We start from the raw sequence: 21,854 nt of genomic DNA, 5'->3' as shown, positions 1-21,854 counted from the left end.
GGTCGCATGCCCGATGCCGAGGCCTATCTCAAGAAAGGTCTCGAGGCCGCGCCAGGGGACCAGGAAATCAGCCTGTCGCTGGCTGCGCTGTACCAGACGTCGGGGCGCTTCGAAGAGGCCAAGACCTTGTACACGCAGCTGGGCGAGCGTTTTCCCGGTGACTCCCGGATCGTTTACAATCGCGCCTTGATGGCATTGAAAATGCAGCAGTTTGCCGAGGCCGTGACGCTGTTCGAGAAGTACCTCGACATGCCGGGGGCCTATCAGAAACGTGGTTCCGTGGCGCGCACCGTCGAGCAGCTGCGCCAGCAACTTCAAATGCCGCCCCCCAAGTGGGCCAAGAAATAACCCTTCCCGGAGGAATTGAACGACCATGGCGGATACCCTGGCGCGCTGGTTGGACCGGCTGACCTATCTCACCTTGCCCCTGTGGGTGCTGGGTACCATTTTCTGGATGCCTCGCTTCCTGGACGACCCGTTCAAGATCGGGGCGGAAACGTTTGCCGTGGCGATGGCCTGGGTCGTGGCGGCCGTTGGCCTGGGAGCGGAGACCCTGCGAGGGGGAACCCCCGGGGCGGCCGCCTGGGGCCTGTGGCCCTGGCGAGTGGCGGCTGCCTTTGTCGTCTGGGTGGCCCTCAGCACCCTCTGGGCCCCTCACCCAGCCTTGCACGCTCGCTTTGCGCTGACGGTGCTCGCCTACGTGTTTGCGGCTCAGGCCGTCTGGGACTGGATCAAGCACGCGCCGCGCGAACGGGTGGGCTACACGGTCGGCGTGATTGCGGCCCTGGTCTCGATTGAAAGTGTGCTCGGCCTCATGCAGCAGGCCAAATACCCCTTTGTGGAAGTGTTTCGCGGCAAGGTGCCGGTTGGTGGCGTGCTGGAAGGGGCCGTGCTGGCCCTCGGGGCGCCCAGTGGCGTGGCCACGCCGATGGGCTCGCTCGGCAACCAGAATTACCTGGCCGAGTTGCTCGCGCTGTGCGTGCCGGTCGTGCTCGGCTTTGCCATCTCCGCCCGCCAGCGCTTCTGGCAGGGCGTGGGCGTGCTGGTGGCGCTGGTCGGCTTCGTCGTGATGGTGGCCTGCGGCACCCGCGCCGCAGCGCTTGGCCTGAGCGTCGGGGCGGTGGTCTCGCTGGTGTACTTCGGCGGATTCCGGGAAGGCTTCACCCGCGTGCGGGAAGCGGGCCCGAAGCTGTGGGCCCTGCTGGCCGTCGTGGCCGTGGGCACCTTGTTTACGGCAGCGAAGTTGGGCGGCGCCTTCTTCGACAAGGTGCACCGCCTGGTGGCCGGCAATGACGGCAACATTCTTTCCCGTCTCGGCAACTGGGACGTGGGCGTGAAGATGCTCTGGGAACGCCCCTTGCAGGGACACGGGCTCGGAGGCTGGAAGGTCGACTCGGTGGTGCATATGCTGAAGCAGCACCCGGAAGGTCTCAGCATCAATCTGGCGGGTGCGCGCTTTCACCAGATGCACTCGGACCCGCTCCAGCTGTTCGTCGAGCTGGGCTTTATCGGTGGCGGCCTGATGGTGTTGGGCATGGCGCTGTGGGCGCATCGCCTGCGGGGGGACGCCTCTTGGACCTTGCCTCAAAAGATCGGCCTGGTCTGTGGCATGGTGGCGCTGACGGTCTCGAGTGCGTTCGGCTTTCCCTTCCACGTGGCCCAGACGGCCCTGGCTGCGGTGGTGGTCGTGGCGGTGGGGTTGGTCTGCCTGACCCCCTCTGCGACGGGGCCTGCCCCTTCCCCGCTGCCACTGGGGGCCAGGCTCCCGGTTGGGCTGGCCGTGTTCGGCCTGGTGGCGGGGCTGGGCTTCCTGTCGTTTCAGCGCGGCATGGGCCCGGTGAGTGCCGCCAGCGAATACCATTACCTGGCGGAGCACGTTCAGAAGGAGGGCCAGCGGGCGGCGGGCATTGAGGTTTTGTTCGGCGCGGCCGTTCGTCACGACCCCTTCAAGCCGCAGCACGTCTTCGGGCAGATGGGCGTGCTGGCCAAGAAAGGCGACTACGCCGGCGCCGTCAAGGTATACGAGGCCCACGCCAACGAGGGCCTGGGCAGCGACTCGATGCTGATCTACGGAAAGTCGCTCTCGGAACTGGGACGCACGGAGGAGGCCAAAAAGGTGCTCCATGAGGTGCTCTTGTCGTACCCGCCGGAGATGCGTAACCATGCGCTGGCGGCGCGTTACCTGGCGGCCATCGGCGGGACGAATCCGCGTCAGGCCGAGTTCGATGCCTGGGTCAAGTCGCAGGCGGGCCAACCCGCGCAACCCTGACGTGGGCTGCTTGCATATGAGTTCTCTGGGGGCCGACGCCTGCGCGTCGGCCTCTTCATTCAGGGGCATTCCCCTCGGAAACGACGATGATAGACCCCACCAAGCGCGCCGGCGTCCGGTTTGCTGGCCGCTCAGACGTCGTCCGGTGGTACAATGAGCCGACGCCGCCATAGACCAACCGGCAGAGTCACGCGACTTAAAATCGCGCCAGTATGGGTTCGAATCCCATTGGCGGCATCAGCGGGAGCTACAGGGCGTAGCTTCCGCTTTCGTTCTGGTAGGTCCAGGCGCCCAGACCGGCAGGGTAGACCTCACCGGCCGCCCCTGCGGCCCGCCGCAGGCTGCCCTTGAGCAGGCCGTGCTGGTTGTACTCGCCCGCAAAGTGAAGCGTGACACCGTTGGCCATGCCCTTCAAGACAAACTCACTCAGGTCGAGGAACTGGTCCCCGCGCCATTTGGCGTTCAGTGCCTCGAAGGCGATGCCATCCAGGGCTCCGACCTGGCTGATGCCTCCGAGCCCGGAGGTGACGATGGCCTGCCCGGTCGTTCCCAGCGGGCCGACCAGGGTGGTGGCCAGTTGGCCGCCGGTGGGCAGGGTCTGATCGATTTCGAGGCGCAAGCGATTCATGTCCGCCGGGAAGGTGGTCTGGAGGCCACTGCTGAAGTTCACCTCATCCACCACATCGAAGCCGATCGCCCGATTCTGCCCGTCATCGAGCACCACGCGCAGGGTGCGCCAGTTCTCGTCCTGATGGCGCCAGCCACCGGCAAAGAAGCTCCAGCCGGCCACCTGCAACAGGCGGTAAGAGGCTGGCGTCCGCTTCTTGCGGCTGTCGCGGATCGCGGCGATCAGCGGCGCGGCTTCTCGCCAGGCGCCGGAGAGCGCATCGGCCGAGGCGATGCCGAGGCGGGCCAGCTCGCGCAAGACCGCGTCCGGCTGGCCCCGCTGGGGCGACAGGCTGCTATCAGCCTGGCCCGACTCCCGCAAGGGAAGGCGCTTCTGGGTGGGAGCCCCCTGACAGGCGGCCAGGCCTGACAGCAACATGGCGGTAGTCAGCACTTGCGCGGCGCGTTGGCACAATTGGTTTCGCAAACAGTTCACCTTTCGCACGTGGGGGCGTTACAATGGGCCCGCCCGCGACGATGATACCCCAGCCCCGGGCCGGGCGTCGCGTGCTATTGTCACTGCCTGGGCGGCGCTGCTGCCGCTACGCTGACGTTGTCGACCCTGCGTCAAGGAAGATGGCACCTTGAAGACCCTGCGAAACCTTCTGGTCGCACTCTCGGTGATGGCGATCGCCGCCCCGGTGGCCGAGGCCTCCAACATGTTGCCGGGGGTCGGTCCCGTGCTGGTGGCGCCTGACCAGGCCTTCACCACCTTGACCCTGCCGGGGCGAGCCGGCAGCCCTTATCGGGTAGCCTGGGCCAGTCAGCCCTATCGCCTGGTGGTGGACGTCCAGGGTTTTTGGCTGGCAGCCCCGGAAAGCAGCCTGTACATCGGCCAGGGGCTGGTGACCCAGATCCGCGCCAGCCGCTTGCATTCAGGCATCTCGCGCCTGATCTTCGAACTGCGGGGACCCGCTGACATGCGGGCTGAGAACCGCGGCCCGGATCTCACCCTGGTGGTGATGCCTCGCGGACGAGGGCTGGCGCCGGCCGCGCCGCCCCTCAGCTATGCGCCCTCGCCGGCGTACGTGCCCCCGCCAGTCGAATATCAGGCTCCGCCTGCCATGTACCAGGCGCCGCTGGCCGTGCCCACGCCGCGTCCGCTGCCGCCCTACCCCGGCTATGCCCTGCCCTACGCCGCCTATCCGGCCGGTCCGCCCGTGACGCCGGCGCCCGTGATGCCACCGATGGGCTGGCCGGTCACGCCGCCGCAGATGGCCCCCGCTCCCCCGCAGGCACCGCCGATGGCGCCGCCCGCCCAGGTCTGGACCGCGCCGTCGCCGATCCCGGCACCGCCAGCTGCCATGCCCCAGGCACCCCGGATGTCTCCGCCGCCTGCTCCCGTCGCGCCCGTGGGGCCCGAGGAGGATCTTTACGCGGGCCTGGGCCCCTCGCCCACGCCTCATCCCATGCTGGGAAATCACGTCTGGCTGGGGGGCGGCCTGCTGCTGGCCGTCGATGAGACCTACACCAAGGGGCGCTCCAGTTCCTTCGCGAATGGGGTGCCGGCGCTGGAGTTCGCGGCGGACCCGTTGTTCCATCCGAATGTGGGTCTCTCCGTGGCGGCGCGGATGCAGGGATACAGCATCAAGGACCAGAGTCTGACGGCCGTGTCACGCACCTACACGCGGGACGAGCAGGAGGTGGCACTGGGCGTTCGCGGGCGGTTCGACCTGATGCCCGGTTTCGAGGTGTTTGCGCAACCTCAGGCGATGGTGCGTAACGTGGGCGTCGCCACGCAATTGAAAGTTGGCAACGACGACGTGACGAACCCGCTGGAGGGCGAGTTTCTCTCAGCCTCGCACACCGGCTTCGGCGGCGGCCTCGGCCTCGGGGCGGGCTACCGGGTAGTGGACTGGTTCTCGCTGGTGGCAGGGGGTGAATTCAACTTCCTTGCGGGCGGATCTGGCCCCACCGCGCCTATCTATCCGCTCATGAACTACCGCGTGGGCCTCGATACGCGCTTTTATTTCGGGCCCATCGCGGCCGCTCTGGGGTACAAGTTTTCCGGATATTCCGGTGACAACGGAAGCTACAGCTATTCCTGGCACGGGCCCGCTCTCAATCTGGGGTTTGCTTACTGATGCTGAACCTGTGGAGGCCGCAAGGCCATTTGCAACGTGCGGTGCTGCCCTGGGCGCTGCTCTGTGCCCTGAGCGGCTGTTCCGCGATCGGGCCGACAGGCACCAACACATTCAAATTTCCCTACCCGACCAAGGAGGAGAACGGGAAGATCGTCTTGACCTTCCCGGCCCCCGAGGACGCCAAGAAGGCCACCTTTGTGGTGCGCAACAAGCCCGACACGGAAGATTTGCAGTTCAAGGACCCCATTCCGGATGAGAACCCGGACGCCAGCGGTCCTTTCCCACTTTGCGACAGTGATGAGACGGGGGTCTTTTGCGTGGAACTCGACCCCAAGGACCTGCCGGCCAACATCTATCTGGTGGACGTGTTCATCGATGATGAAGAGGAAAAGTCGGCCGGGACGGTGGCCTTCGTGACGGATGGTCCGGCCGAGGATGAGACCGCTTCCGGTGCTTCCTGACCCGTGTCGCGGCGTTGGTTGACGCCCGCGGCGCGGGAGGCCGTGCTGGCGGAACTGAGGCGGCGCCAGGGCGGTCGAGGCACGGCCCTGAACCATCGCAATCCCTTCGAGCTGCTGATTGCGGTTTTGCTGTCCGCGCAGACGACCGACAAGGTGGTCAACCTTGTCACGGGGCCGCTGTTCGAGGCCTTTCCCACGCCGACCGCCCTGGCGGCGCTCACGCCGGAGACGCTGCAGCCCTGGATTGCCAGGATTGGCCTGGCGCCCACCAAAGCCCGTCACGTCGTCGAGACCTGTCGCCTGCTGCTGGCGCGGCACGACGGAGAAGTGCCGCGCGACCGGGAGGCCCTGATGGCCTTGCCCGGCGTGGGGCGCAAGACCGCCAATGTGGTGCTGAGCAATGCCTTCGGCATCCCGGCGATTCCGGTGGACACCCATGTCTTTCGCGTGGCCAACCGCCTGGGGCTGGCGGATGCCGACAGCGTGGACGCGACCGAGGCGGACCTGATGAAGACGGTGCCGCGTGCCGACTGGGCCGAGGCTCATCACTGGCTGATCTGGCACGGACGGGAGGTCTGCAAGGCCGTTCGACCGCTGTGTGAGGACTGCCCCTTGCAGGCGTGGTGTCGGTTCCACACCGGCACGGGGCGCTGGCGCCCGGCGCGAGGCGTCGGGGCAGAGGCCCCCTCAGACCGAGGCGTGTCCGATGCGCATTGACGCCCTCGCCGTCACGAGCTTGCTTGGTCTGGCCGGCATCCAGGCAGCCTTGCCCCCGGCCGTGGCGCAGACCTCACCGGAGGCGCTCAGCGTGCGCTTCGATGCGCGCCAGGGCATTCTCTGGCTCCGTTTGCCGGCAGGGGTGGAACCGCACATGCGCGAGCTCGCCGGGCCGCCCCGCCTGGTGCTCGAGTGGCGGGGTACGCCTGAGGTGGGCTCTCGCGTGGAATCCTATGCCGAGGGACTGGCCAGCGGCCTGGCGATCGAGACCACCGGATTGGCCACGCGGGCCACGCTCACCTTGCGCGAGGCGACGGGGGGGCGCCTGAAGGTCGATGTGCTGCCACAGGGCTGGCGCATCATCCTGGATCCACGCTGGATGGTTCGCCATGCCGACCACCCCGCCTATGCCCCACGCGTTCCGCTGGGCCGCACGACGCCTCCACCGGTCGCCGCGGCCGTGCCGGAGCGGTTTCGCCGCCAAGCCTTGACCTGGCCGCTCGTGCCGCTGGCCCCCGGGCACGAGCGCGAGCCCGACAACCCCCGCGCGCTGCGGACACCGCCCCCCCTGGACGGCCCGCCCCCTCCGCCGGAGCCCACCCCGCTGCCGGTCTCGCGCCAGCTGCGATCGCCCCCGCCCGACATGTACGGCTACCCGCAGGCCGACCCCCCCGTTCGCCGGCGGGCCTCACGCGTGCGCGTGCCCCGTCCCTCGCCCACCCCCTTGCCGGTCTTCGCTTCGCGCCTGCTGGTGGGGCCGGACGTGCTGGTGGGCTATCAGGAGACCTATCCGATCGGGCGTTCCCAAACCCGCGTGCCGGTGGCCCTGGGGGGCAGCCTGCTGTGGGAACACCTGCTCGGCGACACGGTCGGGCTGAGCCTCGGGGCGCGCACCTGGGGCACCGTGATCGATGACGCGCGCGTCGGCCGGGAGTTCTCGGTGCGCCACCAGCGTGACGAGAGCGAGCTGGTGGCCGGCCTGCGTGGCCGCTGGGTGTTGTGGCCGGGTATCGAGGGTTTGCTGCAGACAGCGCTCGTCACGCGAGCGACCAATGCCCTGACGCGCCAGGCCCGGGTGACGGGCGGGCGCGGCGATGCGCCGATCGTGGTCGATACCACCGATTACATGTCCAGCAACTGGCTGGCCTTTGGGGGCGAACTGCGGGCGGGGCTGGGCTGGCGCGTCTGGGGCCCTTTGGCCTGGACCGCCTGGGGTGATTACCGCATCCTGCCGAGTGGCCAGCTGCTGACGCCCGGGGTGCCTTCCTTCTTCCCCCTGGTGGGGCTGCGCGGCGGCAGCGAACTGCGGCTGGACTGGCAGGCCTGGGCGCTCGCTGCCGGTGGGGCGTACGCTTTGGACGGGACGGTCGGCCAATCGCCCGCGCGCACCCTGACCCAGGCCAGCACCACCTTTTATCTGCGCGGGGGCTGGCGTTACTGAGCACGCTGGCGGGCTGGTTTCGCTCAGGCCCGCAGGCAGCGACGGGCCAGCTCGCGCATGGTGATCAGGATGCCGGTTGGGCGGCCGTGCGGACACGTGAGCGGGTGCCGGGTCTCGCGCAGGTGGGCGACGATCGTCTCCATCTGCTCCTGGCTGAGCGGGTCGCCGGCGCGGACAGCGGCGTGACAGGCGATCGTGCGGCGCAGGGGGTCGTCGTCGGCTTGCCGCGTCACCACACCGACCCGTTCGGCCCGCGAGAGCAGTTCCCGCAGCGTCGACTCGGCTTCCTCCTCCGCCAGCAGGGCCGGGATGGCCCGCAAAATCCAGCGATCGCCGCCGAAAGCCTCGAACTCGAAGCCCAGTTCCGCCAGGCGTGGAGCGAACTCTTCAGCGGCCCCGGCCTCGCTGGCTGACAGCGACAGCGTGCGGGGTAGCAGCAATCCCTGAGACACCACCCGCGCGGGTGCCAGCTGCTCGTAGAGCCAGCGTTCATGAGAATTGTGCTGGTCGAGCAGAAACAGCCCGTCCGGGTGCTCGCAGACAATGTAAGTGCGTTGCAACTGGAACAGCACGCGCAGGCCGGCCAGCTCGTGGGGCAAGCCCGGCTGGGCCTCAGGCGTCGCCTCGTCCGGCAGCAGGGGCGGCTGCCAGGGGGAGGGGGCCAGGGGCGTCTCGCGCGCGTAAAGCGCCAGCGCCGCGCTGGAGGCGGCCTCGGACAAGCGAGGGCGTCCGGGCGGAGGGGCAGTCGCGTGGTCGCTTGAAGCGAAGGGCGGCTGGGCCGAGGCTTCCCAGGAAGACCACGCGCCAGCTGGCGGCTGGGCTGGCGGTGCTTCCTCCGGCTGAAAGTCTTCCTCGCGCCAGTGCTGGGCGAAGGCCATGCGAATGGCATCGACCAGGGTCAGGAAGACGCGCTGGGACTGGCCCAGGCGGATTTCCTTCTTGGCCGGGTGGACATTGACGTCGACGGCCGCCGGGTCAACCTCCAAGAACAGCGCGAAGACGGGATGCCGGCCGGCGGGAATCTGCCCGGCATAAGCTTCCTCGACCGCCTTGGCCAGCAGGGGGTGACGCACCCAGCGCTGGTTGATGAAGAAGAACTGGCGCGCGCGATCGCCGCGCACGTGGTCCGGCCGCGCGACCAGCCCCCAGACCCGGCCGCCGGGCCCGGTGTGCTCGACCGGCAGCAGCGAGGCGGTGGTCTCGTCCCCGTACAGGGCGGCGAAGGCGGCCTGCAGCGAGCCCGCGCCGAGGGTCGAGAGGGCTTCCTTGCCGTTGATGGTCAGGCGAAAGCCCACCGCTGGGTGGCACAGGGCCAGTCCGAGCACCACATCGTGGATGTGGCCTTGCTCGGTGGCGGCCGCCCGCAGGAATTTGAGGCGTGCCGGCGTGTTGTAGAACAGGTCGCTGACCGTGATCGCCGTGCCTTCCTGGCAGCCGGCCGGTTTGATCGCAGGCGTGCTGCCGCCTTCGATCTGCACGCGCGTGCCCCGTTCGCTGCCACGCAGGCGCGTCAGGCACTCCACCCGGGCAATCGAGGCGATCGAGGCCAGCGCCTCGCCCCGAAAGCCCATCGTGCGCAGGGCGAACAGCTGGTCGGCCTGAGTGAGCTTGCTGGTGGCGAAGCGCTCGAAGGCTGCGGCCGCGTCGGCCTCGTCCATGCCCTCGCCGTCATCCACGATGCGCAGACGACGCCCGCCTTCTTGCACCTCGATCTGGATGCGGCGTGCGCCGGCGTCGAGGGCATTTTCCACCAGTTCCTTGACCACCGAACTCGGTCGTTCGATGACTTCACCGGCGGCGATCTGATTCGCTACGTGCAGGGGAAGGGCCTGGATTTTTCCCATGCCCTCAGCGTACCACGTGCCTTTACCGGCCTGGCGTGGTGGGCGAGCGGCCGCTGGGGCTATCCGCCCAGCCCCAACGGTTCGAGCCATCGGCCTGCAAACCCTGATGGCAGCGGGGGTGAACGCGTCGGAGGAGGCCTGGGAATGTCGACGGAGCCAGCCTGGCACGCGCTGCCAGCCGCGGAGGTGGAACGCCTCTGGGGGGGAGATGGCCGCGGCCTGAGCCCCCACGAGGTGCAGGCGCGCAGACAGGAACACGGGGCCAACCGCCTGCCCGCCCCGCCGCGTCGCCGTCTCTGGCGACGCGCCCTGGCGCAATTCAACAATCCCTTGATCCACGTCTTGCTGGCGGCCGCGGCCGTGTCGGCCTGCCTGGGGCACGCGGTGGATGCCCTCGTGATCGGGGCGGTGCTGCTGCTGAATGCGCTGGTCGGTCTGATCCAGGAGGGGCGGGCAGAACAGGCCCTCGAGGCGATTCGACGCCTGATCGACCCGCAGGCGGCCGTGATCAGACAGGGGCAGCGCTGCCTGGTGCCGGCCGAGGAACTGGTTCCGGGCGACCGGGTGCTGCTGGCCGCGGGGGATCGCGTGCCTGCGGATTTGCGCCTGCTGGCCTGTCATCAGCTGCGCATCGATGAGTCGTTGCTGACGGGCGAATCGCTGACGGTGGCCAAGCACGTGGAGGCGGTGGCGCTGCAGGCCCCGCTGGCGGAGCGTCGCTGTCTCGCCTACTCCGGGACCATGGTGGCCGCGGGCAGCGGGACCGGCCTGGTGGTGGCCACGGGGGAGCGCACCGAGCTGGGGCGGATCGGACGGTTGCTGGGCAGCGTGGTGAGTTTGCAGACGCCGCTCACGCGCCAGATGGAGGGCTTTGCCACCCAGGTGACGACGGCGATCCTGATGGCGTCCCTGGGCTTGTTCGGGTTGGCGGTGTGGGGCCGGGGTTACGCCTGGGACGAGGCCTTCATGGTGGTGGTGGGACTCGCGGTGGCGGCGATTCCGGAAGGCCTGCCGGCGGTCGTGACGATCACGATGGCGGTGGGCGTCCAGCGCATGGCCCAGCGCCGGGCGATCATCCGACACCTGCCGGCGGTCGAGGCCCTGGGGGCCGTTTCGGTGATCTGCGCGGACAAGACCGGCACGCTGACGTGCAACGAGATGATGGTCCAGGCGGCCGAGCTCTCGACGGGCCACGTCGAGATCGGGGGGGCGGGCTACGAACCGGTGGGAAGCGTGCGTTTCGAGCAAGCGAGTCATGACGCCCGAATCAGCTTGCACCGGCTGGCCCTGGCGGCGGCCCTGTGCAACGATGCCGAGTTGCAGCAGCGGCACGGCAGCTGGTGTGCGCAGGGCGATCCGCTCGAGGCCGCCTTGCTGGTGCTGGCGGCCAAGGTCGGGCTGGACGTGGCGGCGCTGCGTCAGGCCTGGCCCCGCCTGGCCGAAATTCCCTTTGATGGCCAGCGGCGGGACATGACCACCCTTCATCGCAGGCCGGAGGGCCAGGAATGGATCCTGGTGAAGGGGGCACCGGAACGGGTGTTCAGCCTGGTGGCACACGAGGCACACGGCGCGGGCCAGCGCCTGTTCGACCTGGTGGCCTGGACCCGTCGCACCCATCGCCTGGCCTCGCAGGGGCTGCGTGTGCTGGCGGTGGCCAGCGGGGAGCGGGACGAGGCTTCCCTGGGGGCCCTGGAACGGCCCTCCGGTCTGACCCTGCTGGGCCTGGTCGGGCTGATCGATCCGCCGCGCACCGGGGCCCGTCTGGCCATCGCAGGCTGCCGCAGGGCCGGCATCCAGGTCAAGATGATCACGGGAGACCATGCCGTGACGGCCGAGGCGATCGCCCGCCAGCTCGGCCTCTCGGAGCATCCTCGCGTGGTCGAGGGGCAGCAGCTCGACGCCCGTGAGGAGACGGACCTGGCGGAACTGGCCCGCACCAGCGAGGTCTTCGCTCGCACCACGCCGGAGCACAAGCTGCGCCTGGTGCAGGCCTTGCAGTCGACGGGGGCCATCGTCGCCATGACGGGGGACGGGGTCAATGATGCGCCCGCGCTCAAACGGGCCGACGTGGGCGTGGCCATGGGGGCGCGCGGCACGGAGGTGGCCAAGCAGGCGGCCCACGTGGTGCTGGCGGATGACAACTTTGCCACGATCGTGGCGGCCGTGCAGGAAGGCCGAACGGTGTACGACAACATCACCAAGGTGATCGCCTGGACCTTGCCGGCCAACGGCGGAGAGGCTTTTGCCATCATCGGTGCGCTGCTGGTCGGCTTGCCGCTGCCGGTCACGCCGCTGCAGATCCTCTGGATCAACCTGATCACGGCCGTGGCGCTGGGCCTCACGCTGGCCTTCGAGCCTCCTGCCGGCGAGACGATGTCACGGCCGCCCCGCTTGCCGGGCGCTCCCCTGCTGACGCCGCGGCTCGGACGCCAGACGCTGCTGCTGTGCGGGCTGTTCTCTGTGGGGGTGTTTGCCGTCTACCTGTGGGAAATCTCCCGCGGACACGACCTCAGCTGGGCGCGCACGGCGGTGGTCCATGCCCTGGTCTGGATGGAGATCGGCTTCCTGCTGAGCGTTCGTCTGAGCCCCCGGCAACCCCTGCGTCCCGCTGATCTGCTGGCGACACCGGTGGTGCGTTGCGGGGTGCTGGGGGTGCTGCTCTGCCAGCTGGCGTTCCTGTACCTGCCGCTGTTCCAGCAAGCCTTCGCGACGCGGCCGCTTGGCGCGCAGGACTGGCTGGTGTGCTGGCTGACGGGCCTGGCAGTCTTCGCCGTGGTGGAATGGGAGAAGCGACGCCTGGGGTGTATTTAACCATCATTTCGCCAAAACACAACCGATTCTTAGTTCAGTTCAAGGGGCGGCGGCGGGATACATGCCGTGAGAGGCGCGTGAAGTCATGTATTTCAAGTGTTACTACCATCCCAAAGAAGCGGGGCCCCACCAGTGCAAAGGCTGCAAGCTGCCGCTCTGCAAGGCCTGCGTGGTGGCGGAAGAACGTTGTCCTCGCTGCGCCCGCAGCCGGGCAGCGGTCGACAATCTTCAAGCGATGCGCGTGGCCACCGCGGCCAAGTCGCGCGTGGCCAGCAGCACCACCGCGCGCCTCCGGCTCGCGCTCAAGCAAGTGGGCCCGCTGGCCCGGCGGGGGCTCGACACGGCCACGCTCGGCACCGTGCTGCTGCCCCGGCGCGTAGAACCCGGGGCGCTTGCGACGCCCACTCCAGCGGTCAAACCGCTCGCGCCCGGGCGAGCTCGTTCGCCCGCCTGGACCTACGATCCTGACAAGCTGGCCTACCGAGCCGCCCGAGCCGTCCAGCGCGTCGCCCAGCCCGCATCGGGCTCCCCTGGGGTCGCCCGGGCCTGGTTTCAGGCCTTCTTTACGGGCGTCAGTCTGAGTCTGGTGGTGCTCGCCCTGGGATGTGTGGTGTCGATCGTGCTGACCGGGCATCCGCCTCGACTTTCCGGCGTCGAAGGACGATTCCGGCCTTGACGCCGGGGGCTCCGGGACGGCCAAGCTTCCTGCCGCTGACGGGGGACATGATAAAATAACGTTGCGTTGACGGCGTCTGGTCGTGCGCGCCGCGCCTGGGACGGTCTTCCAGGACTGGCGGCGCTCGCCACGTCAGGCTGGTTCACGGGACGCGCCAGGAAGGAGACAGCGATGGTCGAGATGGATCATCTCTTGGGAATTCGCGGGAGTGCTGCCACCGTGGTGGGCGGCGACAATACCGCCGTGACGATGGGCAGTGGCTCCTTGCCGATTTTTGCCACGCCCGCGATGGCGGTCCTGGCCGAGCAGGCGGCGGTGCATGCCCTGCAGAGTTACCTGCCGCTCGGCACCACCACGGTGGGCATGGGCCTCTCCCTCAAGCACCTGGCCGCCAGTCCGGTCGGGCACAACGTCTCTGCCGAGGCCGTGGTGGTCGGCGTGGAGGGCCGCCGACTCGAATTCAAGGTGGTGGTCTATGACGAACGTGAGAAGATTGGCGAGGGCACTCACGAGCGCTTCGTGATCGAGGCCGAGAGCTTCATGAACAAGCTCATGCTGAAAAAACCCAAGGTCTGAAAGGGCGTCATGGACCATACACGCGAGGAAGTGTTTCGCTTGACGGCGCTTTCCCAGACGGCCGGCTGAGCGTCCAAGCTCGGCCCCGGCCAGTTGACCCAGGTGCTGGGTCGCCTTCAAACACCACGAGACCCGCGGGTGCTCGTGGGCTTCGAGACCTGTGACGACGCAGGCGTCTTTCAGTTGTCGCCTGACATGGCGCTGGTGCAGACGGTCGATTTCTTCACGCCGATGGTGGACGACGCCTACGCCTTCGGGGCGATCGCCGCGGCCAACGCCCTGAGCGACCTCTACGCCATGGGCGCCCAACCGCTCACCGCGCTGAACATTCTGGCCTTGCCGTCTCGCACCATGCCGCCGGAGGTCGTCTCGGCCATCCTGCAGGGGGGGCTCGATACACTGACGGAAGCCGGGGTGGCCCTGCTGGGGGGCCACACCGTGGAGGACCCGGTGCCCAAGTACGGCATGGCGGTGACGGGCTCGGTGCATCCGCGGCGGTTCTTGACCAATGCGGGCGGCAAACCGGGCGATCGCCTGCTGCTGACCAAGCCGATCGGCACGGGCATCATCACCACCGCGCTCAAGCACGGGGCGATCTCTGCGGAGGAGGCCCAGCCGGCGATCGCCGCCATGATGCGCCTGAATCGGGCGGCCGGCAGCATCGTCGCCAAGCGCGGGGTCCACGCCTGCACGGACGTGACGGGCTTCGGCCTGCTCGGGCACCTGTGGGAAATCTGTCGCGCCTCTGGCGTCGGGGCTGAGCTGAGTGTCGAGGCTGTGCCCCTGTTCGCGGGCGTGCGGGCGCTGGCGCAGGCCGATGAAGTGCCGGGAGGCTCCGAGCGCAACCTGGCCCACGTGACCCCTCACCTCGATCTGGCCCCGGGTGTCACGCCGCTCGAGGCGCTGATCTTGGCGGATGCGCAGACGAGCGGGGGCCTGCTGCTGGCCGTGGCCAGTGACGATGCCGAAGGCACGCATCGTGCCATGCGGGCGCTGGGCGTGGACGTGTGGGAGATCGGCCGCCTGGTGGCGGGAGACCGTCTGCGGCTGCTGCCCTGAGCGTCGTGCGCGTCAGGCCAGCAGGTCCACCAGCATGCCGCGGATTTCGTCCAGCTTGGCCAGCACGTCCAGCGGTTTGGCCTGACCCTTCAGGAGCATGTCGGTGAGCTCCGACAGTTGCTTGTCGACCTCCTGAACCAGGGTGAAGACCCGATTCCGGCGGTCCATGTGCTGACTCAAACCGGAAAATTCTCCCACCGCCTCCTTGAGGAACTGCCCCACCAGGGTGCGGTAACGGGCCACCTCGCCTGCCACGGGGTGCTTGACCAGCCGCTGGGCCTGGCTGTCGATCTCGGCCAGCAGTGCCTGGCGAGTCGCCTCGGAGGTGCGCGTCTGGGCGCTCTGAAACTGGGCGGCGAAGGTGGCGTGGGGGCCAGCCGGGGCCGCCGGCGCTTCCGCCTGCGAAGCGCGCGTGCCGATGACGGCGGGATGGGCGGTCAGGTCAATGCCTTTGAGCATCAAGTTCTCCCGAGGACTTTCCGTTATGTTCGACAGGTGGCGCCCGCCACTGAAGGGGCCGGCGTCTCCCATCATGCTGGAGACCGGTCTGCCCGGTCTGTGCAGCGGGTCATGTTTTCCGGTTTTTCCGTGTGGGCCCTCGCCCCGACAGGAGGTTCAGGTATGATGCATCGCTTACGGCGCTTCGGGCTCTGGATGATGGCCCTGCTGGCTGCGGCCCTGACGGCCTCGTGCCGCGGGGGCATGGGAAACCTGTTCGACGTGTTCTGACGGCGGCCGTTCGGGCCACGGGCGCCTGGCCGCGCCAGAACCCCGGCGCTGGGGCCGCCGCCTGGGCACGCGAGCGTCGTGTAGAATAAAGTGCTTCCCGGCCCCCGCTCCATCCCAGGGAGGCCGCCAGGTCCAGAACGCTTGAACCCGACGCTCCAGCACCGACTCGACAGCCTGCCCCTCCAACCCGGCGTCTACCTCATGAAGGACGCCGCCGGTACGATTCTCTACGTGGGCAAGGCGGTGGTGCTGCGGAACCGCGTGCGCTCTTATTTCCAGAGCGGCAAGGCGCTCAGTCCCAAGATCCGCCTGATGGTGTCGCAGGTGGCCGACCTGGAAGTCATCACCACCCGCAACGAGGTCGAGGCGCTGGTGCTTGAAAGCAACCTGATCAAGCATCACTTGCCGTATTTCAATGCCCTGCTCAAGGACGACAAGTCCTATCCCTATCTCAAGCTGTCCTTGCGGGAGGCTTACCCACGCCTGTCGATCGTGCGTCAGCGTCTCGACGACGGCGCCCGCTACTTCGGTCCGTATCCGGATGGGACCGGGTTGCAGCAGGCCTACCAGTTCATCCAGAAGCTGTTTCCCTTGCGCAAGCGGCGCACCCCTCAGTTTCGGGACCGCGTATGTCTGAATTACCATCTCGGTCGTTGCCTGGGCCCTTGTCAGGGCCTGGCCGATCCGCAGGTCTACCAGCGCATGGTCGAGGAGGTCACGCACTTTCTCGAAGGCAAGCACGACCGGCTGGTCGGGCGGCTGCGCGCGGAGATGGCCGCGGCCTCCGAGGCCCTGGACTTCGAGCGAGCGGCCAGCCTGCGGGATCAACTCGCGGCGCTGGACTCGTTCCGTCAGCGCCAGAAGGTGGTGGGCGACCCGGACGATGAGCAAGACGCCATCGCGGTGGCCCACGACGACCAGCGAGCGGTCTTTCAAGTGTTTCAGGTTCGCCAGGGCAAGCTGATCGGGCGGCTGGTCTACGCCTTGCCGATGGACGGGGCAGCCGTCTCGGACCTGCTCGAGAGCTTTTTGCCGCAGTATTACGGACGGGTGGAAAGTCTCCCGCGTGAGGTGCTGCTGCCGTTCCAGGTCGAAGGTCAGGAGGGGTTGGGAGAGTGGCTCTCCGAGCGCCTGGGGGCGCGCGTGAAGGTACTGGTGCCGCAACGTGGCGCCCGGCGTGACCTGATGGACCTGGTGACGCGCAACGCCGAGCAGGAGCGCAAGCGCTTGGCCTTGCTGGCCCTGTCGGAATCGCGCTCGGCGGCCTCGCGGGGACCCGAGGCGCTGGCGCAGGCCTTGAACCTGAGTGCGGTGCCGCGGCGGATCGAGGCCTTCGACATCTCCCATCTGGGCGGCACCGACATCGTGGCCTCCATGGTGGTCTTTCGGGATGGGCGCCCGGACAAGTCGGCTTACCGACGTTTCAAGCTCAAGACGGTGCTCGACAACGATGACTTCGCCTCCATGCGCGAGATCATTGGGCGGCGCTTCCGGCGTCGCGACCAGGACGGCTGGGAGGCGCCGGACCTGGTGATCATCGACGGCGGCAAGGGCCAACTGGGAGCCGCGCTCGAGGCGATCGACGCGCTGGAGGTCCCTCGCCCACCGATCTTCGGGTTGGCCAAGCGGGAGGAGACCATCCACCTACCAGCCCAGGGGGAGGGCCCCTCGCCACCGCCGCTGCAGTTGCCTGCCGATTCGCCGGCCCTGTACATGATCCAGCAGATTCGAGATGAGGCCCATCGCTTCGCCCTCACCTTTCAGCGTGAACTTCGCGGCAAGCGCATGGTCAGCTCGGTGCTGGATGGGGTGGAGGGGCTCGGTCCGGTGCGCAAGCGGGCCCTGCTGAAACGCTTCGGATCGCTTCATTCCCTGCGCACGCTGTCGTACGATGACCTGGTGTCGCAATCGGGCCTGCCTCGTCGGGTCGCCGGTGCACTGTTCGAGGCCCTGCATGCGTAGCCCCCTTCTCAGACCCTGGGTCATGGCCCTCTTGCTCTGCGCGGGCTTGCTCCCAGCCGTCACGCCTCCGGCCGTGGCGCGTGGTTCGCTGACGGAGGATGAACGCGCCCTGCAGTCGCGCCAACGTCGTCTCAACGAGAAGCTGGCGGCTCACCGGGCGCGCGTCCAGATGCTGCGCAAGAAGGAATTCCACGCCGTGCGGGAGCTGTCGACGCTGCAGCAGAAGCTGGAGCAGACCAGCACTGAACTGCAGGACAGTCAGTTTCGCCTGCGTCGGGCGGAATACAAGCTGTCGCTCACGGCTGACCAGCTGAGCCGCGCCCGTTCGGCCTTTTCCCGTCAGCAACTGGCCGCGGGGGCGCGCCTGCGGGCCATCTACAAGACCCGCGCGATGGATGGCTGGCAGGCGCTGCTGACCTCGCCGGATATGACCACCTTTCTCACGCGCTACCACTATTTCAAACGCATCAGTGCGCACGACGCGGCAATTCTGGAGAATATGGAGCGCAATCGCCAGTTGATTCACCAGCAGCAGCGTCAGTTCGCCCAGCAGCGCCAGAACATCGCCCGGGTGACCGAGGTGATCGGCTCTCAGAAGATTCAGCTGTCCGACCTGGCGGGGGATCAGCGCTCCTTGGTGGACCGGATCAAGTCCGAGCGCCAGGCCGCCGAGCAGGTCGTGGCTCAGCTCGAGCAGGACAACGCCTCGATCGCGTCGATGATTCAACGCATCATCGCGCGTCGCCGGGCCATGGAGCTGGCGGCGCGCCGCAACAACGCGAAGTGGGTGCGGCCGTTCATGGGCACGGGCCGTTTCATGTGGCCGGTCGCGGGCGTGGTCACCTCGGGCTTTGGGCCCCGCATGCACCCGATTCTGGGTCGCTACATCAGCCACCACGGGATCGACTTCGGGGCTCCTTCCGGGGCGCCCATCTATGCCGTCGACAACGGGGAAGTGATTTATGCCGGCTGGTACGGCGGCTACGGCAAGGTGGTGATCATGGACCACGGCGGAGACATCACCACCCTGTTCGGTCATGCCTCCAGCTACTCGGTCGGGGTGGGCCAGCGGGTGCGCAAGGGGCAGGTGATTGCCTATGTCGGTTCCACCGGGATGAGCACCGGACCCCACCTGCATTTTGAGGTGCGGCGAAACGGGGCCGCCATCAACCCCATGGCGTTTCTTCGTTGACAGCGCGGCCCCGCGCCAGGGGGGTTTGTCCCGTTCGGCTGTAGCCAGCCCCTGTCCCCCACGGTATGCTGAAGCGTCCGCGGGCCTCCGTTAGGTGGTGCAGGTTGGGCGGTATAGAACGAGAGCAACGTTCGGAATCGAGGAAATTGCGATGAACAAGGTGGCCAATTATGCCCTGGTGGGGGCCCTGATGGTCGGGTCCTTCGGCCTCGGCGTGTGCACCACCCCGCTGAAGGTCAAGGCGGAGTCGGCCAACTTTGCCACCTTCCTGCAAGTCTACGACCTGCTCAAAAGTGAGTATGTCGAGCAGAATATCAAGGACACCGACCTGGTCTACGGTGCCATTCGGGGCATGCTCGGTGCCCTTGATGACCCCTACACCCGCTTCATGGACCCCAAGGCCTTCCAGAGCATGCAGGATGAGCGCCAGGGCAGCTTCGGAGGCATCGGCATCCAGATTGGTATCAAGGACGGCAAACTGACCGTCATCGCGCCGATGGAGGACACGCCGGCCTATCGGGCGGGCCTGAAGGCGGGAGATCACATCTTCGAAATCGACGGCAAGCCGACCCATCACATGGCCGAAGCCGAGGCCGTCTCCTTGATTCGAGGCGCCCGTGGCACCAAGGTGGTGCTGACGCTGAAGCGTCACGGGGTGGCCAACCCGCTCAAGGTCTCCCTCGTCCGCGACAACATTGTGACCAAGGCCGTGAAGGTCGAGGAAATGGATGGCAACATCGGCTACATCCGCCTCAGCACCTTCATGAGCAACGAGGCGGGCAGTGAGGTCAAGAGCGCGCTCGACCGCTTCCGCAAGAAGGACGGCATCATCCTCGACCTGCGGGGGAACCCGGGTGGTCTGCTGCCAAACGCGGTCGACATCGGCTCGATGTTCATCAAGGATGGTCCCATCGTGCAACTGGTGAACCGTGAAGGGGAGAAGCAATACCTGAAGGCCAGTGGTCGCCCCGTGGTCGACAAGGCCCTGCCCGTCGTGGTGCTGGTGGACGGCGGCAGTGCCAGTGCCTCGGAAATTTTGGCGGGCGCGCTGCAGGACAACAAGCGGGCGACGCTGGTGGGCACCAAGACCTTCGGAAAAGGCCTGGTGCAGACCGTGCATCCGCTCTCGGACGGCTCCGGTGTGGCCATCACCACCCAGAAGTATCTGACCTCCGCCGGCCATGACATCAACAAGAAGGGCGTCATGCCCGACATCGTGGTGGAATTGCCCAAAATCAAACTCGACAAGCAGGGCAATCCGGACCCGGTTGAAGTTAAGAAACTTAAAGATACCCAGCTGGAGCGGGCCAAGGCGCAGATCAAGCAGGAAGTGGCCAAGCGGCGATCGACTGCAGGCGTTCACTGACGCGTCCAACCCCACTTTGGTGACGCCTGCACGCCGCCTCCGAGTTCTGTTTTCGGCGTTAACCGGGCCTTCATTTCGCCACGCCTCGGGACGTGTATAATTCCCTCGTCCCCGCGATGTTAGGACGAGGAGCCCCTCTGCATGTCGCTGAAATCCCTGGTTGTCCCCTGTGTCGCTGCGTGCGTGCTGCTGACCCATCCGGCGATCGCGATGGCGCAGGAAGACGGCGACATGGCCACCGTGGTTCAGACGGGCGGCTCCGTGCGCGGCGCGATTGCCCCGGCGGCGGGCTGGACGGATGTGCGCAACGGCCTGATTCTGCACACGGGAGACACCCTCAAGACGGGGGTTGAATCCTACGTGGAGGTGGTGCTGCCGAGCGGTTCGCGGGCCGCCCTGAGTGAAAACACGATTGCGCGCCTGGTCGACCTGGAAGGCTTGGGGCTGAACCTTCGCGCGGGCCGCATGCGTGTGGTGGCCCCGCCGGAAGGCACCTTGACCTTCATGGCCGGGAGCCTGCGCGTATCGGGCTCCGACGCGGAAGCCGTGATCGAACGGGGGGGAGGGGGCTGGCGCCTGGCCGTGCTGTCGGGCGCGTTCCGGGTCTCGGATGCCGGCAAGAACCCCACCCTGCTCGAGGCCGGACGCAGTGCCATCTTCACCTCTGGTGGTGGAGAACCTCGCTATAACGTGATCACCCGCTCGGCCGTACAAGACCTGTCCAGCGGCTTCGGGCCGGACGGGGCGGCCGCCTCCTCGGCCAGCGCCGCGCGAGGGGGCAGCGCGCCGAATCCCTGGGTGGCGGCGGGCCTTTCCACCCTGCTACCGGGCGTCGGTCAGATCTACGCGGGGGAGGTGCCGCGCGGCTTGCTGTATCTTGGCGCGGAATTCGCATTGCTCGGAACGGGGGCCTATGGCATCTTCACCGGCCAGCGCCAGCTGGCCATGTATGCCGGGGCCGGCCTGCTCGGGGTGAACCTGGTCAGCCCGCTGGATGCCGCCTTCTCGCTGCAAAACAGCGCGCCAGCGGCGGCTGCGGCAGCCTCCCCTGCGGGCCGGGAAGCGCTGGCACTGACCCCCTGATGCGCGCGCGGGGCCTGGATGGCCAGGGACACTGCCTGGCAAGCGAACGCACGTGGCTGCCACGCGCCCGGCCGGCTCGGACGCGCCTGCTGGTGGGGCTGGGCCTGATGGTCCCCTGCTTGCTGGCCTGTCAGGCCGCCCCGATGCCCACCGTCACGCGCCCTGGGGGTCGCCCCCCCAGTGCGGTGGCCCTGATGGCGCGCACGTCGTTTTCGCTGGCGCCGGCGCAGCTGGAATTGCCGCCGCTGGTGCCCTTGCTGGGGGGAGCGCCCGGTGGAGGCCTGTTGCCGCCAGGCCCGTTGCCGGCCGTGGCCGTGGCCCCCGCGCCTGTCAGCGTGGGCCACGTGGTGCGCTTGCTGGGGCGGGCCCTGGTGGCCGAAGACCTGCGTGGCAGCGCCAACGTAAGCGGCGGCTACGTGACGGGGACGCCTGTGCTGGTGCGGGATGCCCGTTCAGGTCGCCAGCTGGCGGAGGGCATCACCTTTTACGATGGCAGTTTCTCCGTGGAGGTGCGCTTCGTGCCGGAGGGCCTCCCGGTGATCGTCTCGACCATGCTGGTCGATGCGGCCGACCAGAAGCTGACCACGCCGTTGACGGCACCGGCCATGTTACGAGCTGGGCAGGGTGAGCAGCGGATCTCCCTCACGCCGGGTTCCACCGCCTTGACCTCGTTCCTGCAAGCGGTGGCCGGCCTCGACGCTGACGACAAGTTACCTGCCGACGGGCCGGACCTGGCCGCAGCCGTGGGGCCCAAGCTGGGTGCCCTGATCGCGGGCATCGATGACGGAGAGCGGGACAGCTTTTCCCGGCTGGCGGAGTCGGCACCGGAAATGCGCGAGGCCAGCAGCGTTCAAACGCTGAAAGAGGCGATCCGCCGCTTTGTCGGTCGCATTGCTGTGCGCAGGAACTGAGGCGCTC

The 21,854-nt window shown here is 67.9% G+C and carries 18 protein-coding genes and 1 tRNA gene; 16 read left to right on the top strand and 3 right to left on the bottom strand.

The window, feature by feature from the left end:
* The 3 genes from VKP62_04325 to VKP62_04315 form a co-directional block, all read left to right on the top strand.
* On the top strand, positions 1 to 348 hold a 348-nt coding region (locus VKP62_04325; GenBank protein MEB3196409.1), incomplete at its 5' end, for a tetratricopeptide repeat protein.
* A gap of 25 nt (positions 349 to 373) precedes the next feature.
* Entirely contained in the window at positions 374 to 2,269 is a 1,896-nt protein-coding gene (locus tag VKP62_04320) for an O-antigen ligase family protein (GenBank protein MEB3196408.1), read from the top strand.
* A gap of 163 nt (positions 2,270 to 2,432) precedes the next feature.
* Positions 2,433 to 2,506 (top strand) — tRNA-Leu (locus tag VKP62_04315).
* Positions 2,507 to 2,516: 10 nt separating this feature from the next.
* Here VKP62_04315 and VKP62_04310 read toward each other — a convergent pair.
* Positions 2,517 to 3,362, bottom strand: coding sequence for a hypothetical protein (locus tag VKP62_04310; protein MEB3196407.1), 846 nt, complete (start codon positions 3,360 to 3,362; stop codon positions 2,517 to 2,519).
* Between the two features lie 157 nt (positions 3,363 to 3,519).
* On the opposite strand from VKP62_04310, the gene VKP62_04305 reads away from it, so the two are divergent.
* Genes VKP62_04305 through VKP62_04290 form a run of 4 tightly spaced genes read left to right on the top strand, consistent with a single transcriptional unit; the run spans position 3,520 to position 7,638 of the window.
* Positions 3,520 to 5,019 carry an AMIN domain-containing protein gene (locus VKP62_04305; GenBank protein MEB3196406.1) on the top strand — a complete coding sequence of 500 codons (1,500 nt, stop codon included), beginning with the start codon at positions 3,520 to 3,522 and terminating at the stop codon, positions 5,017 to 5,019.
* Positions 5,019 to 5,480, top strand: a complete 462-nt coding sequence (locus VKP62_04300; GenBank protein ID MEB3196405.1) for a hypothetical protein — start codon at positions 5,019 to 5,021, stop codon at positions 5,478 to 5,480. Before VKP62_04305 ends, VKP62_04300 begins: the two co-directional genes overlap by 1 nt.
* Before the next feature lie 3 nt (positions 5,481 to 5,483).
* Complete coding sequence (gene nth, locus VKP62_04295; protein ID MEB3196404.1) at positions 5,484 to 6,197, top strand: endonuclease III; 714 nt, start codon at positions 5,484 to 5,486, stop codon at positions 6,195 to 6,197.
* The gene (locus tag VKP62_04290; GenBank protein ID MEB3196403.1) at positions 6,187 to 7,638 is read left to right on the top strand and encodes a hypothetical protein; all 1,452 of its coding nucleotides are present in this window, start codon (positions 6,187 to 6,189) and stop codon (positions 7,636 to 7,638) included. The genes nth and VKP62_04290 overlap by 11 nt, the downstream gene beginning before the upstream one ends.
* Positions 7,639 to 7,661: 23 nt before the next feature.
* On the opposite strand, the gene mutL is transcribed toward VKP62_04290, so the two are convergent.
* A complete protein-coding gene (gene mutL / locus VKP62_04285) occupies positions 7,662 to 9,482 on the bottom strand; it encodes a DNA mismatch repair endonuclease MutL (GenBank protein MEB3196402.1) in 1,821 nt (606 codons plus the stop codon).
* Between the two features lie 144 nt (positions 9,483 to 9,626).
* Between mutL and VKP62_04280 the strand changes: the two genes are divergently transcribed.
* The 4 genes from VKP62_04280 (at position 9,627) to selD (ending at position 14,604) form a co-directional block, all read left to right on the top strand.
* Entirely contained in the window at positions 9,627 to 12,293 is a 2,667-nt protein-coding gene (locus VKP62_04280) for an HAD-IC family P-type ATPase (GenBank protein MEB3196401.1), read from the top strand.
* Positions 12,294 to 12,378: 85 nt separating this feature from the next.
* On the top strand, positions 12,379 to 12,969 hold the full coding sequence (locus VKP62_04275) for a hypothetical protein (protein ID MEB3196400.1): 591 nt from the start codon (positions 12,379 to 12,381) through the stop codon (positions 12,967 to 12,969).
* A gap of 171 nt (positions 12,970 to 13,140) precedes the next feature.
* Complete coding sequence (locus tag VKP62_04270; GenBank protein ID MEB3196399.1) at positions 13,141 to 13,545, top strand: thioesterase family protein; 405 nt, start codon at positions 13,141 to 13,143, stop codon at positions 13,543 to 13,545.
* A 9-nt stretch (positions 13,546 to 13,554) separates the two neighbouring features.
* Positions 13,555 to 14,604, top strand: coding sequence for a selenide, water dikinase SelD (gene selD / locus VKP62_04265; protein MEB3196398.1), 1,050 nt, complete (start codon positions 13,555 to 13,557; stop codon positions 14,602 to 14,604).
* A gap of 12 nt (positions 14,605 to 14,616) precedes the next feature.
* Here the strand turns inward: selD and VKP62_04260 are convergent, their stop codons facing one another.
* The gene (locus VKP62_04260; GenBank protein ID MEB3196397.1) at positions 14,617 to 15,063 is read right to left on the bottom strand and encodes a YaaR family protein; all 447 of its coding nucleotides are present in this window, start codon (positions 15,061 to 15,063) and stop codon (positions 14,617 to 14,619) included.
* Positions 15,064 to 15,474: 411 nt separating this feature from the next.
* Here VKP62_04260 and uvrC point away from each other — a divergent pair, with 411 nt between their 5' ends.
* The 5 genes from uvrC (at position 15,475) to VKP62_04235 (ending at position 21,847) form a co-directional block, all read left to right on the top strand.
* A complete protein-coding gene (gene uvrC / locus VKP62_04255) occupies positions 15,475 to 17,295 on the top strand; it encodes an excinuclease ABC subunit UvrC (protein ID MEB3196396.1) in 1,821 nt (606 codons plus the stop codon).
* Positions 17,288 to 18,487 (top strand): peptidoglycan DD-metalloendopeptidase family protein, encoded by a 1,200-nt coding sequence (locus VKP62_04250; GenBank protein ID MEB3196395.1) that lies wholly within the window; start codon positions 17,288 to 17,290, stop codon positions 18,485 to 18,487. Before uvrC ends, VKP62_04250 begins: the two co-directional genes overlap by 8 nt.
* Before the next feature lie 151 nt (positions 18,488 to 18,638).
* Positions 18,639 to 19,853 carry a S41 family peptidase gene (locus tag VKP62_04245; protein ID MEB3196394.1) on the top strand — a complete coding sequence of 405 codons (1,215 nt, stop codon included), beginning with the start codon at positions 18,639 to 18,641 and terminating at the stop codon, positions 19,851 to 19,853.
* Positions 19,854 to 19,994: 141 nt separating this feature from the next.
* The gene (locus VKP62_04240) at positions 19,995 to 20,936 is read left to right on the top strand and encodes a hypothetical protein (protein MEB3196393.1); all 942 of its coding nucleotides are present in this window, start codon (positions 19,995 to 19,997) and stop codon (positions 20,934 to 20,936) included.
* Positions 20,936 to 21,847: a hypothetical protein gene (locus VKP62_04235; protein ID MEB3196392.1), complete on the top strand. Its 912-nt coding sequence runs from the start codon at positions 20,936 to 20,938 to the stop codon at positions 21,845 to 21,847. The genes VKP62_04240 and VKP62_04235 overlap by 1 nt, the downstream gene beginning before the upstream one ends.
* The last annotated feature ends 7 nt before the right edge of the window (positions 21,848 to 21,854 follow it).

It is taken from the genome of Candidatus Sericytochromatia bacterium (assembly GCA_035285325.1).
Classification (GTDB): Bacteria; Cyanobacteriota; Sericytochromatia; order S15B-MN24; family JAQBPE01; genus JAYKJB01.
This window is presented reverse-complemented; position numbering and strand designations above follow the sequence as displayed.